The sequence below is a fragment of the Rhizorhapis sp. genome, assembly GCF_035276005.1.
Lineage (GTDB): Bacteria > Pseudomonadota > Alphaproteobacteria > Sphingomonadales > Sphingomonadaceae > Rhizorhapis.
In genome coordinates, this window is the sequence record NZ_DATEMB010000045.1 from 1 (window position 1) to 16,017 (window position 16,017).

20 protein-coding genes are annotated in these 16,017 nt (G+C 61.0%); all 20 read left to right on the plus strand.

Features of this window, described 5'->3' with window-relative positions; translation table 11 throughout:
* On the plus strand, positions 1-1,187 hold a 1,187-nt coding region (locus tag VJS46_RS10145), incomplete at its 5' end, for a hypothetical protein (protein ID WP_324059923.1).
* 41 nt (positions 1,188-1,228) lie between these two features.
* Positions 1,229-1,537 (plus strand): hypothetical protein, encoded by a 309-nt coding sequence (locus tag VJS46_RS10150; protein ID WP_324059924.1) that lies wholly within the window; start codon positions 1,229-1,231, stop codon positions 1,535-1,537.
* Positions 1,534-1,764: a hypothetical protein gene (locus tag VJS46_RS10155; RefSeq protein WP_324059925.1), complete on the plus strand. Its 231-nt coding sequence runs from the start codon at positions 1,534-1,536 to the stop codon at positions 1,762-1,764. Before VJS46_RS10150 ends, VJS46_RS10155 begins: the two co-directional genes overlap by 4 nt.
* Positions 1,761-2,570, plus strand: coding sequence for a hypothetical protein (locus tag VJS46_RS10160; RefSeq protein ID WP_324059926.1), 810 nt, complete (start codon positions 1,761-1,763; stop codon positions 2,568-2,570). Before VJS46_RS10155 ends, VJS46_RS10160 begins: the two co-directional genes overlap by 4 nt.
* The gene (locus tag VJS46_RS10165) at positions 2,563-3,081 is read left to right on the plus strand and encodes a hypothetical protein (protein WP_324059927.1); all 519 of its coding nucleotides are present in this window, start codon (positions 2,563-2,565) and stop codon (positions 3,079-3,081) included. The genes VJS46_RS10160 and VJS46_RS10165 overlap by 8 nt, the downstream gene beginning before the upstream one ends.
* 55 nt (positions 3,082-3,136) lie before the next feature.
* On the plus strand, positions 3,137-3,733 hold the full coding sequence (locus VJS46_RS10170; RefSeq protein WP_324059928.1) for a hypothetical protein: 597 nt from the start codon (positions 3,137-3,139) through the stop codon (positions 3,731-3,733).
* 15 nt (positions 3,734-3,748) lie between these two features.
* Positions 3,749-4,660 carry a Mu-like prophage major head subunit gpT family protein gene (locus VJS46_RS10175; RefSeq protein ID WP_324059929.1) on the plus strand — a complete coding sequence of 304 codons (912 nt, stop codon included), beginning with the start codon at positions 3,749-3,751 and terminating at the stop codon, positions 4,658-4,660.
* 380 nt (positions 4,661-5,040) lie between these two features.
* A complete protein-coding gene (locus tag VJS46_RS10180; RefSeq protein WP_324059930.1) occupies positions 5,041-5,550 on the plus strand; it encodes an endonuclease VII domain-containing protein in 510 nt (169 codons plus the stop codon).
* Positions 5,551-5,638: 88 nt separating this feature from the next.
* Positions 5,639-6,343 carry a hypothetical protein gene (locus VJS46_RS10185; RefSeq protein ID WP_324059931.1) on the plus strand — a complete coding sequence of 235 codons (705 nt, stop codon included), beginning with the start codon at positions 5,639-5,641 and terminating at the stop codon, positions 6,341-6,343.
* 2 nt (positions 6,344-6,345) lie between these two features.
* Positions 6,346-6,540 (plus strand): hypothetical protein, encoded by a 195-nt coding sequence (locus VJS46_RS10190; protein WP_324059932.1) that lies wholly within the window; start codon positions 6,346-6,348, stop codon positions 6,538-6,540.
* Positions 6,541-6,939, plus strand: a complete 399-nt coding sequence (locus tag VJS46_RS10195) for a hypothetical protein (RefSeq protein ID WP_324059933.1) — start codon at positions 6,541-6,543, stop codon at positions 6,937-6,939.
* Positions 6,939-7,178 carry a hypothetical protein gene (locus VJS46_RS10200; RefSeq protein ID WP_324059934.1) on the plus strand — a complete coding sequence of 80 codons (240 nt, stop codon included), beginning with the start codon at positions 6,939-6,941 and terminating at the stop codon, positions 7,176-7,178. Before VJS46_RS10195 ends, VJS46_RS10200 begins: the two co-directional genes overlap by 1 nt.
* A complete protein-coding gene (locus VJS46_RS10205) occupies positions 7,179-7,871 on the plus strand; it encodes a hypothetical protein (RefSeq protein ID WP_324059935.1) in 693 nt (230 codons plus the stop codon).
* The gene (locus tag VJS46_RS10210) at positions 7,817-9,223 is read left to right on the plus strand and encodes a packaged DNA stabilization protein (protein ID WP_324059937.1); all 1,407 of its coding nucleotides are present in this window, start codon (positions 7,817-7,819) and stop codon (positions 9,221-9,223) included. Before VJS46_RS10205 ends, VJS46_RS10210 begins: the two co-directional genes overlap by 55 nt.
* Positions 9,224-10,675 (plus strand): hypothetical protein, encoded by a 1,452-nt coding sequence (locus VJS46_RS10215; protein ID WP_324059938.1) that lies wholly within the window; start codon positions 9,224-9,226, stop codon positions 10,673-10,675.
* Positions 10,676-10,782: 107 nt separating this feature from the next.
* The gene (locus VJS46_RS10220) at positions 10,783-11,325 is read left to right on the plus strand and encodes an aspartyl/asparaginyl beta-hydroxylase domain-containing protein (protein ID WP_324059939.1); all 543 of its coding nucleotides are present in this window, start codon (positions 10,783-10,785) and stop codon (positions 11,323-11,325) included.
* Entirely contained in the window at positions 11,322-11,858 is a 537-nt protein-coding gene (locus VJS46_RS10225; protein ID WP_324059940.1) for a GNAT family N-acetyltransferase, read from the plus strand. The genes VJS46_RS10220 and VJS46_RS10225 overlap by 4 nt, the downstream gene beginning before the upstream one ends.
* 1 nt (position 11,859) lies before the next feature.
* Positions 11,860-12,693: a hypothetical protein gene (locus VJS46_RS10230; protein WP_324059941.1), complete on the plus strand. Its 834-nt coding sequence runs from the start codon at positions 11,860-11,862 to the stop codon at positions 12,691-12,693.
* Positions 12,693-14,231, plus strand: coding sequence for a lytic transglycosylase domain-containing protein (locus VJS46_RS10235; RefSeq protein ID WP_324059942.1), 1,539 nt, complete (start codon positions 12,693-12,695; stop codon positions 14,229-14,231). Before VJS46_RS10230 ends, VJS46_RS10235 begins: the two co-directional genes overlap by 1 nt.
* Before the next feature lie 8 nt (positions 14,232-14,239).
* Positions 14,240-16,017 (plus strand): hypothetical protein (locus tag VJS46_RS10240; RefSeq protein ID WP_324059943.1); only part of this gene is annotated, 1,778 nt, incomplete at its 3' end.

Genomic DNA, 16,017 nt, shown 5'->3' on the forward strand with positions numbered 1-16,017 from the left:
AGATCACCATCGTGAAGATCGAGCGGAAGGAATATTTCACCAAATACGGCTTCATCCCGGCCCCTGATGGCTCCTTCTACGATATCGGCTTCGGCACGCTGCTCGATAACATCTCGGCGGTTATCGACACGATCATCAACCAGCTTATCGACGCCGGCACCCTCTCCAACATGCAGGGCGGCTTCCTTGGCGGCGGGGTGAAGATCAAGGGCGGCAACATGCGCTTCACGCCCGGCGAGTGGAAGCGGGTCGAGGGCGTGTCAGCCGGCCCGCTGCGCGACAATATCCTACCGCTCCAGTTGCCGGGCCCGTCGCCCACGCTGTTCCAGCTTCTCGGGCTTCTGATCGAGGCGGCGAAGGACATTACCAGCGTCCAGGACATCCTCACCGGGAGCCAGGACAGCCAGACCGCGCCCACCACAGCCCTTGCCCTGATCGAGCAGGGGCAGAAGGTGTTTACGGCGATCTACAAGCGCATCCACCGGGCCTTCGGGCGCGATCTTCGCATCCTGCGCAACCTCAACCGCGATCATCTGGACGAGCAGACCTATTTCGCGCTTGCGGACATTCCGGACGGCACCGGCAATATCGGACGCGCCGACTATCAGGACCGCGATCTGGATATTGTCCCGGTGTCCGATCCCACCGCCGTCAACGACATGCAGAAGATGGCCAAGAGTCAGGTCATGATGCAGCATATGGGCGACCCGCTGATCAACCAGGTGGAGATCAGGCGGCGCCAGTTCGAGGCGGCAGGGATAAGTGACATCCCGGTCCTGTTCGAGGTGCCGCAGGCCGGACCTGACCCGAAGATGGTTTCCGACACCGAGAAGAACCTTGCGGATGTGCGAGCGAAAGATGCTGCGACCGCGAAATCCTATGTCGAGGCGGCAACCGCTGCTTTCGCACTTGGCCAGCAGCTTGGCGACGAAGCCATGAAGCAGATGGCCATCCATTGGGTCGCGCAGGCCCAGCAACTTGCAGACAAGGTGATGCCCAATGAACCTATTGGCGAACAAGGCGGAATTGGAGCGATGGCTGGCCCATCCGGGGACGCAGGCCTTCCACCAGTTCCTGAAGGACCGGGTGCTGTCTCTGTCGGAGGCGTGGGCGCAGGGGAAAATCCCATCAACGGACCAGACAGCGCAGGTCCAGGCGGAGACCTTGGGGGACCTGTCCCGGCTTGAGGCCGAGGACGTGGCGGCATTTTATGGGGTGGAGGTTATCAGTGCAGAATAACAGCGGAATCGAGCCACTGGACACAAAGTGCCTCGTCCTTCCCGATCCAGTGGAAGAGAAAACATCGGGCGGGATCATCCTTTCCGATGTGACCAAGGAAAAGGAAGCGTGGAAGCGGCAGAAATGTACGCTGATCGCCCGAGGAGCGTCGGCCTTCGCGGATTGGGGGATGGACAGGCCGAAGACCGGCGATCGTATCTTCGTGGCCCAATATTCCGGCGCGAAGATCGAGGCGGATGATGGCCAGGTCTACTGGATCATCAATGATGAGGATATCATCGGGAAGGTCGCGGCATGAGCATCGTGTCAACGACCAGCATGGAAACGGTGATTCACCGGGCCATCCAAGCCGCTATCGAGGAGGAGATTTCAGCCGAAGAGGAGCGCGCTATCCAGCGCGTACGGGAGAAAATCCGAGCCCAGAAGGCGACTATCGCAATGGCATTGATGAAGCACTTCGACGTGGCTCGGGGAATTGATCACATCGTGATCACTGTGCGCGATACTGTTGGGGAAGGTAAATGAGCGAGATGGAAAGCACAGAAGCGCTGACCGAGGGCGCGGAAGAGATCGAAGGCGCCCTGTCGCCCGAGGAGCAGGCCCGCACGCTGGGCTGGAAACCGCAGGACGAGTTCAAGGGCAACACGGAAGAATGGGTCGATGCCGATACCTTCCTTGCCGCCCGTGAGGAAAATCTTGCGATCGCCAAGCGCGACAACAGGCGCCTGACCCGCGAGACGGCGGAGCTCAACCGCAAACTCGGCAACGCGCAGAAGGTCATCGAAACGCTCAAGGGGTTCGAGCAGAAGGCCTATGAGCGGGCCTTGAACGACCTCAAATCGCAGCAGAAGCAGGCGGTGCGCGATGGCGACGAGGAGGCTCACGATCGCATCTCCAAGGAACTGGACGAACTGCGCGACAGCATTTCGGACACCAAGGCCGAAAAGAAACAGGTTGATCAGGTCGAATATCGCAAGGTGTTCGGCGAATGGCTGGCCGACAATGACTGGTACGCCAAGGACGAGGTGAAGCGCACCTATGCCGACAGCGTGATCGCCGATCTTGGCCCGCTGGAGGAATATACCGGCTCCACCGAGGAGTGGCTGGGTGAGATCGCCAAGCGCACCAGTGAGCGCTTCGCCAAGAAGGAAAAGGCCGAACCCAAGGTCAACCCGGTCGGCGGGGCTAACGGCATGCGCCAGCCTGGAGCCAAGGGTAAAAGCTACACCGACATGCCCGCCGATGCCAAGCAGATGGCGGACATGATGGTCCGTCAGGGCATCTTCAAGGACAAGGACGCCTACGCGAAGGAGTATTGGAAGAATGTCTGAGGAAATCACCCGGCGCGGACGCCCACCCCGCTCGATCGAGGAAAGTGGCGCGGAACAATCGAGCGGTCAGGAGGTTGGCACGCCCAAGTTGCAGCGCAAGCGCCGTAGCGCGGTTACTGGTGGAGGTCTCAAGCTTCATGCAGCCGAGCGCCCCGGCTTCAAAAGGCGCTTCGTGAACGATGACAAGAACCGCATTGCCGAGCTTCAGGAATTGGGCTATACCTTCGCGGAAGCCCCGACCGAAGCCACCCATGGTCCCGGCTCCCGTATCAACCGTCTCGCAGGCACCACCGACGACGGCGCTCCTCTCAAAACCTACCTGATGGAAACCCCGATCGAGCTCTATGAGCAGGGGCGTCAGGAGCTTGATGAGGAACTGAAAATCCAGGACCAGAACATCAGCCGAGGTCTTGATCCGTCTGGCGAGTTGGAAAAGCACGCGCGCGGCAGCAATGAAGCGCAGCCCTTTTACGCAACAGCCGGTCAATCCGCCATCAAGATCGAGCGCTAAGGTTCTCCCGTAACAGGCGTCCTTCCCGGCTCGATGCTGAACAAGGACGCCTGCAATGGCTAATCTCAACACTCCTTCCGGTTTGCGCCCGGTTTCGACCCTTGGCGCTGTTGCATCCGGCGCTGTCCGGGTTTTCTCTGTCCCCGCTGGTGACGCCACCGCCATCTATATTGGTGATCCGGTCAAGATCGCCGGCACCTCGCAGTTTATCAATGGTGGCGTCTATTCGGACGTGGCCCAGGCTGCGACCGGCGATGTGATCTGCGGCGTGGTCGTCGGCGTTGTGGCGGATACCCGCGACAGCCTGATTTACCGGGCGGCCTCGACCCAGCGCCTTGTGCTGGTGAACACCGATCCCAACACCCTCTATGAAGTGCAGCAGGTTTCGACCGGCACGGCGCTGACGGCCAACGATGTCGGCCTCAACGTCAACTTCGTGGTGGCCGCCGGCTCGACTGTAACCGGCCTGTCGGGCGTCACTCTCGATAACACGACCGAGGCGACGACCAACACCCTCGACCTCAAGATCGTGGGCATGCCGCTGCGCGCGGACAACGACTTCGGCACGGCTGTCGGCACGGGTGCCGCATCGTCCAAGTTCCTCGTCCGCATCAACCGCCACCTGTTCAGCAACCAGGTCGCTGGCGCCTAAAGGGGAGATCGTATCATGTCTGGTGTTATTTCAACCGCGAATTTCCCCAAGCTGCTCTGGCCCGGCCTCAACGCCGTCTGGGGGATGAACTACAAGGACCCCGACAAATACTACACCGACCTGTTCGATGTGGTGTCGTCGGACATGCAGTATGAGGAAGATCAGGAAGTCGTCGGCTTCGGTCTGGTGCCTCAAAAGCCGCAGGGTCAGGCAACGACCTATGACAGCCATCAGCAGGGCTTCACCACCCGCTACACCCATGTCGCCTATGGCATGGGCCTCATCATCACGCATGAGGAACTGATGGACAATCTCTACCTGAAGCGCGGCACAGCCCGTGCGAAGGCTCTGGCGCGGTCGTTCCGCATCACCAAGGAGATCGTCGCGGCCAACGTCTACAACCGTGCCGGCACTTCCGGTTACACGGGCGGCGACGGCCAGACCCTGCTTTCGACCGCGCACACGTCGATCGCTGGTAGCTGGCAGAACACGCCGACCGTTGCCGCTGATCTGTCGGAAGCGGCGCTGGAAGACATGCTGATCCTCGTCCGCAAGGCCGTGGACAGCCGGGGGCTGAAGATCGGCCTGACCGCCCGTTCACTGGTAATCCCGGTCGAACTGGAGTTCGAAGCCACCCGCATCCTCAAGTCCAGCCTCCAGAACGACACGGCCAACAATGCCGTCAACGCGGTTCGTGCCATGGGCATGATCCCCGAGGGCATCAAGGCCAACCCGTTTCTGACGGACACCAACAGCTGGTTCCTGCGCACGGACGCGCCGGAGGGCATGAAGCTGTTCCAGCGCGAGGAAGCCACCTTCGCGCAGGATGGCGACTTCGACACGGGCAACCTGAAGTACAAGGGCTATGAGCGGTACAGCGTTGGCTGGACCGACCCGCGCGCTTTGTATGGGACTCTCGGGGCATAGCCCTTGTATTAATCCATTACATACAATAGGAAGGCCCTTCAGGAATGGAGGGCCTTTTTTTTATGGCTTGCACAGTTTGTCAGAGAGATATTCGGATCGCGGCCAAGGGGTTGTGTGGAGCGTGCTATCAGCGCCAACAAAAGCGCGGGACCACCGAATATGCGGCGCGCCGTGCTCGATCCATGTGCCACATCGACAGTTGCGGGAAGCCTGCCGTTGGGCACGGTATGTGTGAAATGCATTATCGTCGTTTCCAGCGCCATGGTCACACAGAGCAGACCCGACCGGACGACTGGGGCGCGAAGGGCTGGGGGAAAAAGACTAGGCACCCACTTTACAACAGCTGGGCACACATGCGCCGCCGCCGCGTTCTCACGCCTATGGCGCCCGAATGGGAAAATGACTTCCTACAGTTCGCGGCCGATGTAGGTGAGCGCCCAACGCCGAAGCATAAACTATTCGCCGCAGATGACGGGCAACCTATCGGACCAGCCAACTTCATTTGGAAGCGGTCTATTACGGAAAAGATCGATGGCGAATGCCCAAAGACCGCTGCGGCGCGGCGGCAAAAGATTTACAGGAGGCTCCGGCTGGAGGCGTATCAGGATGTCGATCTTAAGCGCCGCTATGGGCTCACGCGCTTGCAACTCGGTGATATGGTGGCGGCTCAGAATGGCGTCTGCGCGATATGCGGAGAGGAAGAAAGGTCTGTCATAAGGGGCAAGAAGATCAGCCTATCCATTGACCATTGCCACGCATCAGGCAGTGTCCGCGCGCTATTATGCGCCGATTGCAATCTCGGATTGGGCAAGTTCCGGGACAATCCCGCCTTCCTTCGCGCCGCTGCGGACTATCTGGATCGCTATGCCTTGCGGGAACCCCAAGACTAACGTATAAATCACGCAGGCCGGACAGCCATTTCTCCAGGCTCCAAGCGATGCAGCCGCATCGTTCTCGTGAACGCTTGGAGATATTGAAATGGCAGCACCTACCCGGTTTCCCGGTGGCGTCACGAACGCCGCCCGCGCTTCCACCCTTTTTAACGCCGGTTTTCAGGACCCCACGAAATGGCACGTCTATTTCGAGGACTTCGACACCTATGCCGCTGGCGACTGGACCATCACCAAGACCGAGGCCGGCGCCGGCTCCGCGTCGGAAGCCCTGACGGACGTTGATGGCGGCGCGCTGCTCATCACCAATGACGCGGCCGACGATGACAACGACTTCTTTCAGAAGAAGGGCGAGAGCTTCCTTCTGGAAGCGGGCAAGCGGGCTTTCTTCAAGGCGCGTTTCAAGGTGTCGGACGCCACGCAGTCGGATGTGGTGATCGGCCTCCAGGTCACCGATACGACCCCGCTCGACGTGACCGATGGCATCTACTTCCTGAAGGCGGACGGCGCGGCCACCCTTGATGTCATCTGCCGCAAGAACGCGACGACCGGAAGCACTTCCGCCAGCGCGATCACCAGCCTTGCCAATGACACCTTCATCGTCCTGGGCTGGTATTATGACGGCAAGTCCACGCTGGCCTATTTCGTCAATGATGTTCAGGTCGGCTCGCTCGATGCCTCGTCCAGCTATCTGCCCGACACCGAGATTACCGTCTCGTTCGGCATCCAGAACGGTGAGGCGGTCGCGAAAACCATGACCGTCGATTACCTGCTCGCCGCCAAGGAGCGTTGACCATGATCTATCGCGTCAAATCTGACGGCGATGGGTTCCGGGTTGAGGTCGAGGATGAAGAAGGCGTCATCCTCGCCTCGGTTCCCGCCGCCACCATCATGGAAGCCAAGCGGCTCCAGCGCGTGGCCCGTTTCGACGGGATCGACGCTGTGAAAGCCCAGGCCCCTGAGAAGCCCGCGAAAAAGAAAGGCAAGTAAATGGCCGATGCAGTCACTTCGCAGACCATTATCGACGGCCGACGCCGGGCGGTGATGAAGTTCACCAACATCAGCGACGGAACCGGCGAGGCGGCAGTATCCAAGGTCACGCCGTCCGCGCTTGCCTCCCATCCTGACTTGGGCGCCTGCACTGGCGTCAAAATCCGCGCCGTTCGCTACGAGGTGGCGGGCATGAAGGTCAATATCCTGTGGGATGCGACGGCGGACGTGTCGGCCATGATCCTCACCGGCTATGGGCTGCATGACTTCGCCTCGGTCGGGGGTATCCCGAACAATGCCGGGGCTGGCAAGACAGGAGTCATCCAGTTCAGCACGATCGGCGCGGCGGCCAATGCCACCTACACGATCGAACTGGATCTGGTGAAGGCCTACGGCTGATGGACCGCTTCGCGCCTTGGGAAGCGCAGGGGATTTGCGAGGCGTCTGGCTTCAAATATCCCCTGTCGCAACTCGTTCGCCAATGGGACGGGGCGATGGTCCATCGCAGCTTCGTGGACAGGCGCAATCCACAGGATTTTGTGCGCGGCGTGCCTGGCAACCAGGCGATCCCCAACGCTCGCCCCGAATCACCTGACACCTTCCTTTCCGACAATGAAGTGCAGCCGGGAGATTTGTAAATGGCAACGTCCGGTGACACGACCTATCGCCTGGCGGCGAACGAGATCATAGCCGAAGCCTTCGACATTTGCGGCGTCGGTTCTGAAGGCGAAAGCATCAACGCTGATATGTATCAGCGGGCCATGCGCTCGCTCAATCTCCTTGCGAAGGCCTGGAGCGCCGAGGGCCATCTGTGGAAGCAGGTTAGCCGCTCTGTCACTCTGGTCGCTGGACAGGATGATTATACGCTCACACCCAAGCCATTGCGGGTGATTGAGGTGCGCCGGCGCGTTACCTCGTCTGGCATCGACACGCCGCTCAATGATCTGGCGCGGCAAGACTATCTGGAGCAGCCCAACAAGGCGTCTCAGGCCACCCCCATCAGCTTTTATTATGACCCACGCTCGACGGCGGGAACACTCTATTTGTGGCCGACCGCTTCGACCGCTGTGGCCGCTGCAATGACGCTAGAATTGACGGAAATTCGTCCGATCGAGGATTTTGACAGCACAGCGGACGACGCGGATTTCCCCAACGAATGGATGCAGGCCCTCTCTTACGGCCTGGCTGAGCAACTGGCGCTCAAATATGGCGTGACGCCAGACATTCGCAGCGAGATCAGCGCACGCGCGGGTCTCTACAAGGCCCAGCTTGAGGCATGGGATACCGAGCCTGCCAGCTTGTTCCTGCAACCGGAGGCGCGCTGGTGCTGAAGGCCAAACCAGCCCTACAATATAGCGAGGGGCGCTCCAAACCATGGTCGGGTTCCAAGTTGGTCAACTGCTTTGCGGAGCGCGCGGACGGTGACAAGCGGGAGGATTTCGCGCTCATGGCCGCGCCGGGCCTTCTTGAATGGGCGGATGTGGGCACTGGGCCAGTCCGCGGCGCCCACGTCATGGCCGGCACGCTCTATGTCGTATCAGGAACATCGCTCTACAGCGTTTCCAGCGCGGGAGCAGAGACGCTAATCGGCACCATCGCAGGGTCGGGCCTGGTTCACATGGCCGACAATGGGGCGCAGTTGTGCATCGCGGCGGCGGGGGTTGGCTATATTCTCTCGGCAGGCTCCCTCACCACGCTAGCAGACCATGGTATTTCCTGGTCCGTTTCCGATGTCGGGTTCATCGATAGCTATATCCTCTGGACCCGTGCCGGAACGGGGCAATTCTTCATTTCGGGGCTGGGGGACGCAACGAGCTACGACCCTTCGGATATAGCCACGGCCGAAGGTTCTCCCGACAATATCGTTGGCATGATCATCGATCATCGGGAGGTACAGTTTTTCGGATCGGAAACGGTCGAAATCTTCTACAATAGCGGCGCTGCGGCATTTCCTTTCGAGCGGCAGGGGAATGCCTTTATCGAGCGCGGCTGCTTCGACCGCGACAGCATCGTCAAGATCGACAACAGCGTCAATTTCATGGGGGACGACCGCGTCGTCTATCGCCTCACCGGCTATCAGCCGATCCGCATATCAACCCATGCAATCGAATACCAGCTGCGCAATGTCAGTTATGCCCGCGGCTTCGCCTATGACCAGGAGGGGCACAAATTCTATTGCCTCGACACGGATAACGGCACCTTCGTTTTCGATCAGGCCACCGGACTGTGGCATGAGCGCAAGAGTGTTGATCTGACCGGATGGCGGGTCAACGGCGCTGTAAAAGCATATAACATGGTCCTGCTGACGAGCGGGCAGGACGGCAAGATTTATCGCCCGTCACTGGATCTCAATACCGAGGATGGCGAGCGGATCGAGGTCGATATCTACCTACCCACCATCGAAGGCCAGCGGCAGCGTCTCACCATGTATGCCTTCGAGGTTATGTGCGAGACAGGCGTCGGCAATAGTTCCATCGATGACCCGCAGATCATGCTTCGCTATTCCGATGATGGCGGTCGCCGCTGGTCCAACGAGGCATGGCGCTCGATGGGTGTGATTGGTGATTATCGCCGCCGTGCTATTTGGAGGAAGCTTGGGCAGTTCCGGCAGAGGCAAATACACCTGCGCGTCACCGATCCCGCGCGCACCTTCGTCATGTCCTATTATGCGGATATCCGGTAAATGGGATTTGAGGTCCTTCCGCCCCGCGCACCCATCTCTGATGCAAGCGGGTTCGTTACGCCGGAATTTTATCGCTTTCTGGTCCAGGTTCAGAGGATCACGGGGACGGGACTGATTGAGTCCCTCCGTGATGCCGAATATCTGACCTATACGACTTCGACCGTCCTGCCCAACGCCAAGAGGCTGCTTGCCGGAACGGCGCTGTCCTTGTCTCTCGCTGCGTCAGAAGCCACGATCAATCTTGATGATACCGCAGTTACGCCGGGAACATATGGTAGCGCCTCACAGCTTGCCAGCTTCACGGTCGATCAGCAGGGGCGGATCACAACAGCCTCTCAGGCGGCCCTCAATTCGGACAATGTGACCGAAGGCATCGCCAATCTGTTCTTCACGCAGGCGCGGGCGAGGGCATCACTTAGCAGCGGGACCGGGATTAGCTATAACAGTGGCACCGGCGCCATTGCGCTCGATACCACCTCCACCCGAAACACCGACCATGCAAGTGTCACCCTGACAGCTGGAAACGGTCTGACGGGAGGCGGTGACATCAGCGCGAGCCGGACCTTTGATGTTGGGGCCGGCACTGGAATCACCGTCAATGCGAACGATGTGGCGCTGGACACGGCATCGACCCGGAACACGGACCATAGCTCGGTTTCGATCACAGCGGGCGCCGGGCTCACGGGCGGAGGGGATATTTCTGCCTCCCGCACGGTAGATGTCGGAGCGGGAACCGGCATCACGGTAAACGCCAATGACGTCGCCCTTGACACCTCCAGCACGAGAAATACCGATCACGCGGCGGTGACGCTGACTGCTGGAGCGGGGTTGACGGGCGGCGGCGATATATCGGCGTCCCGTACCTTCGACATTGGCGCGGGTACAGGGATAACCGTCAATGCCAATGATATTGCCGTAGATGCAACAGTCGTTGCCACCCTCACCGGCTCGCAGACGCTCACCAACAAGACGCTGGCCCTTGGCAGCAACACCGTGTCCGGCACCAAGGCGCAGTTCAACACCGCCTGCACCGATGGCGATTTTGCCTATCTTGACGGGGCAACCTTCACCGGCGAAGTGATTCTGCCCAACAGTGGGCCGACCAATGTTTACACGGCGGGCTTCAGAGGGATGCCCGTTAATGAACAGAGTTCCGGGGCTTACACGCTTGTTCTGGCGGATGCTGGCAAGACTATCTACCACGACAGCGGTTCGGCCCACACCTACACGATCCCTGCCAATGCTTCGGTCGCCTTCCCGATCGGGACGATTGTCCGCTTCGTTGCCCGAAACGGCTCTGGCACGGTTACGATCGCCATCACCAGCGACACGCTGCGCTTGGCCGGTTCTGCGTCCACCGGCTCCCGCACTCTTGCTGCGAACGGCATGGCAGAGGCGGTCAAGACCAACACCACCGAATGGTACATCACCAACCTGGGCGGGCTGACGTGAGTTGTTGCCCTCCCCCGTGATTTCGTGCATAGTCGCGCCGTGACGCATTTGCGGCGGACCGCGCATCCGCACTCACTCCAGACAGCGCCGACCAGTCTGGAGATTTCATGCGTCGGTTCTGCAAGATTTTCGAACAAATGGATGTGGTGCCGCTGCTTAATGCGCTGGCGGCCAAACCACATCTGTGGAACCAGAACAGCCTCCGCACCACCTTTCCCGGATCGCCCCATGCGGCCTGCGACGATATCTGGCTATTCTTCAATGACGTGCCGGACGACGAAACGGCGGTCATCGATGATATCGCGGTGCGCTCCTACCCCGCATGGCAGGAACTGCCGCAGGCCCGGCATCTCGTCTTTGATCTGATGCGCCGGGTCGAAGGGGTGCAGTTGGGGCGCGTCCTCATCACCCGCCTCGCACCAGGTAATTCCATTCCCGAGCATGCCGACCAGGGCGCCCCGGCTGAATTTTATCAGCGATACCAGATCGCGCTGCAATCCCTCCCCGGCTGCGCGTTCCAGATCGGCGATGAAGCCGTCAATTTCCGCATAGGCGAGTGCTGGTGGATCGATAACACCGCCCCCCATTCTGTCATCAATAACAGCGCGGACGATCGTCTGGCGCTGATCGTTGACGTGAGGACGGCATGATGCTGGCCGATAGCCGAAAGGAGGTGATCTCCCAACCTGTCGAGGCGCCAATCTCGATCAGTGCGGCGCCTCGATCTTTTCTCACGACCCATGTCGAATCCTTCATGGAGCGACTGGACGAGTTGCAGGCTATCTTCCCCGATCATTGGGAGGAACTGGCACTCGACAAGGACAAAACCCCGCTGGACCCGATGTGGAATGTCTATGCGGCGCGCGAGGCGGCGGGGGAAATGCTGTTCGTCACGCTGCGACAGCGCGGGCGGCTGGTCGGCTATTTCGCAGGCTTCGTGGCACCGGGCCTTCACTATCGCCAGTGCCTCACCCTGACGATGGACATCTATTACACTACTCCGGACATTCGCGGCGGAACCGCGGGCCTGCGCCTGATGCGCGCCGTCATGAAGGAGGCCAAGCGGCGGGGTGTGGATCGCGTCTACTTCGGTTCGAAGCTGCACAAGGATAGCGGGCGGCTTTTCCAAGCTATGGGAATGAAGCCGGTGGAAACATTCTATTCTGCATGGATCGGGGGCTGACATGGTAGCAGTGGCCATCGGTACAGCGGTCGTTGGCGCGGGGGCGTCGATTTATTCCGGCAATAAATCAGCGAAGGCGATTGAGAAAGGTGCCGACAAGTCCGCCGCCATCGAGAAATATCAATATGACACGACGCGGGCGGATTATGCGCCCTATCGCCAGGTCGGCTATGGCGCGCTCGATAAGCTCGCCGCGATCTCCGGGGTGTCCTCTCCCAAGCGGACCGATTGGAACGCCTATGTTCAGGGCAATCCTGATCTCGCCAAGGAATGGGCCAAGGTGCAGCCCACAGGCCGCTTCAACGATGAAGCGGAATATGGCCAGTGGCATTACAACACCTACGGGCAAGGCGAAGGCCGCAACACCGCCGCCTATTCAAGTGGCGGAACGAGCGGCACGGCAGGCGCCGACTATTCGGATTTCTACAACAGCCCCGGTTATCTGTTCCGCTTGAATGAGGGCCAGAAGGCCATCGAGCGGTCGGCGGCGGCGCGCGGGGGGCTCTACTCCGGCGCGACGATGAAGGCGGTCAACACACACGCTCAGGGCGTGGCATCGGATGAGTTCAACAATTATGTGGCGCGGCTCCAGTCTCTTGCGGGCGTGGGCCAGAGCGCCACGGGCAGCACGGCGGAGGCGGGACAGGCTTATGCGTCCGGGGCTTCTCAGGCAGCGCAGCAGGCAGGCGCGGCAAGAGCGTCGGCTTACGCCAACACCGGCAACGCGATCAATTCGGCTGTCAGCGGCGCGGCGGGCGGGCTGCTCTACATGCAGGGGATGAAGAACGGCGGCGGTCAATATCCCTATGGCGGCAATCTCGGGGGGATTTACTGATGCCGATCGTCAACGCAATCGACGCAGGCGCGCTGATGCAGATGTATCGGCAGGGCGTCTCCGACCGTCAGTCCATGCAGGACCGGCAGATCGCGCTGGAAGATCGTCGCTACGCCATGGAGGACAAGGCGCGGGCCAGGCAGCAGGAGCAACTGCGCCAGTCGGCGCTGGTCCGGCTGTTTGCAGGCGGCGCACCCTCAACTGCAATCGACGAAAGCGGCGCCGTCTCGCAGCCATCCTACGCGCCACCCTCGCCTTCCGCTCCTGCCCCGGAACCTGCGGGCAATGGCCGGCTGTTCGACATCACGGCGAACACGGAAAGCCGCAATCGCGACTATGCCAATGGCCGCCCTGTCCGCAGCCCCAAGGGCGCGCTTTATGCGATGCAGGTCATGCCAGCCACGAACCGCGATCCCGGCTTCGGTGTGCGCGCTGCGGCGGATGGTTCGCCGGAAGAAAGCAACCGGGTAGGCCGGGATTATCTGGTCGCGATGAAAGATCGCTACGGCGGCGACATGGCGAAGGCGTGGGCGGCCTATAATTGGGGGCCGGGCAATCTTGATCGGGCCTTGCAGGCGCATGGCGAAAACTGGCTACAGGCCGCGCCGGCTGAAACGCGGGCCTATGTGGCGAAGAACATGGCGGCTTTGGGTGGAGACGCAAATGACCGCTCGACTTGGGGCAACCGCGCCGATGGTTCAGCGAAGGGAACCGGGTGGCTTGGGGTGATCCAGCGTCCTGATGGCGGCGTCTCGACTGAGATATCCGTTGGCGTCAATATCGACGGCAAGGAAACGGAAATCCCTCTTCTCGTGCCGGGCCTGGATCAGCAGGAGATCGCATACCTCACCAAAAACAACCCAGACCAGCAGGCTAACCCCGACTTCTTGCGGAACATGCCGCCGAGCATCATGCAAAAGGCGGTCCAGTTTGCGCGCCAGCGGGTTGCGCAGGGCCTTAGCCCGTTCAAGCAGGACGGCGAAGGCGGGCAGCAAAACGGCCCGATCAATCTTGGCGACCTTCCCCACCCTTCCGCCCACCCTGCCTACAACAAGGACGCGATGCGCGATCTGATGATCATCGACCCGGAAATGGCGATGAAGTTTCTGGATCATTTCACCAAGGCCAGCAAGGAGGAGCGCGAGCAGTTCGAGACGCGCAACGCGGCGCTCGGCCAGGCCGCGCAATATCTATCCGGCTTCCCTCCGGCGCAGCGTGGGCAGGCCCTGCGCGCCGTCGCACCGCAGCTTATGGCCGCTGGTATGACCCGCGAGGAACTGGAGAAGGCCGACCTCTCCGACAATGGCCTCAAGGGCTATGTCGCGATGGCGATCGACGTGGACAAGCTGCTGACGAACGCCCGATCTGACGCGCAGCTTGACGAAACCAAGCGCCACAATCGGTCGAGCGAGGAAATCTCCCGCGGCAATCTCGGCCTTGCCCGTGAGCGGGAGGCGCGCGTCTCCAAATGGGGCCCGCAGCCGCTGATCGGCGTCATGGGTAACGCCCCGACCGCCACCGACGACCTGAATTACTGAGGGGCATCATGGGCCAGCCTAACCCGACACAGACCGTCACCAACCCGCGCATTGCCAAGCTGATCGAGCTGGAGACGGCGGGCCGGATCAAGCCGGAACATCAGACCGAACTGGACACCTACCGCGCTCAGGGGTGGGCGCCGAAGAAGACGAGCGGCAACACCCTGACGGAATACCAGGGTAAATCGACCGGCTTCTATGAGCGGGCAGTCGGCGCGAACAATGACTTTATAGCCGCCAAAGAAGGCGGTTCTCCGGTCGGCTATATGGGCGACATGGCGCGGGCGGTCCTGCCCGAGAATGTTGTCAATTCGCACACTTCTCCGGAACGTCAGAAGGCGCAGCAGGCACGCGAAGATTTCATCCGCGCCTCGCTCCGGTATGAATCGGGTGCTGCGATCGGTGGAGATGAGTTCACGGCGCAGGACAAGATATTCTTCCCGCAGACAGGCGACAGCGAAGAGACGATCCGGCAGAAGGCGGAGGCGCGCCAGCGCGTCATCGAAAGCCTCAAAGTTGCGGCCGGTCCCGGCGTCGGGAGCAAGCAATTGGTTGCCGATCCGGGCGTTCTAGCGCCCGCTGACGTGGCCGACAAGGTCGCCCCGCAATCCCTTTCGCCTGAACAGCAGGCCGCTTATGACGCTTTCAACAAGGCGAACCCCAAAGCGTCCCCTGACCAGTTGCGGAACTTCGCCTCGTCCATTGGCTGGAACCTCGCCAATGCCGACGAGATCGTGAAAGCCCGCGATCTTCCGGGCGGCAATGTCGCACCCGCCTCTGAAGCCATTATCAAGGACCCGGACATTTCCGATGCGCGCGGCAAGGGCGGCATTGTCGAAGGCGCGGACGCAGTAGCGCGCGGCGCTGCCGATGCCCTGTCGCTGGGCTTCGCAGATGAAATCACCGCAGCCGGTAAGACGGTCTTTGGCGACGGCACGATGGACGATAATCTTCGTCGCGAGCGTGCCATCGATCGCTATGACGCAGAGAACAGCCCTTGGCTGCGCGGGGCCGGACAGGTGGCTGGGGGTCTTCTGTTTCCGGTGGGCCGAGGAGCCAGCACGGCTGGTGAGTTGGCTGGCCTTGGCGGGGCAACTGGCGCCCTTTATGGCCTTGGGTCCGGCGAGAATTGGCAAGAGCGTGGAGCGGGGGCCGTCACCGGAGGCGTTGCGGGAACGGCCCTTGGCGCGGGATTTGGCAAACTCGGTGAAATGTGGAAAGGCAAACGGCCTCCTACTGGTCCGGGTGGCGGGGCTGCGGACACAGCCCGCGATGTAGCGGAGGCATCCGCTGATCTTGGCATCGACATGCTTCCGGCCGACGCGGGGGGGGCGCTCACGCGCACGCTCACGACGGTGGTCCGTACCACGCCGGGTGGTGCTGTCCCTATCACCAAGGCGGCGCAGCGGTCGCAGCGTCAAGCCGGCGACGCGCTGAGCAAGATCGCCTCTCGCGAAGGTGCGGCGCTGGACGCGGAGAATATGGGCAATGCCGTCCGCGAGGGCGCGCTCAAATTCCGCTCCGGATCGCGCAACTCGATTGGCCGGGTCTATGATAAAGCGGCAGAAGAAGCCGGCGATGCCCGGATTGCGCCAGCGAAGGCGATCGAGACGCTGGACCGCCACATTGCCGAGCTAAGCGAAGTGCCTGGCGGGGCCGATGGGCTGTCCGTGCTTCAAGGCCTCAAGGATGAACTGGCCGACCGTGGCACGATCACGGTCAACGGCATCCGGGGTATGCGGACGCAGCTTCGCCAGAAGTTCGCCAAGGACAATCTGCGGGGATC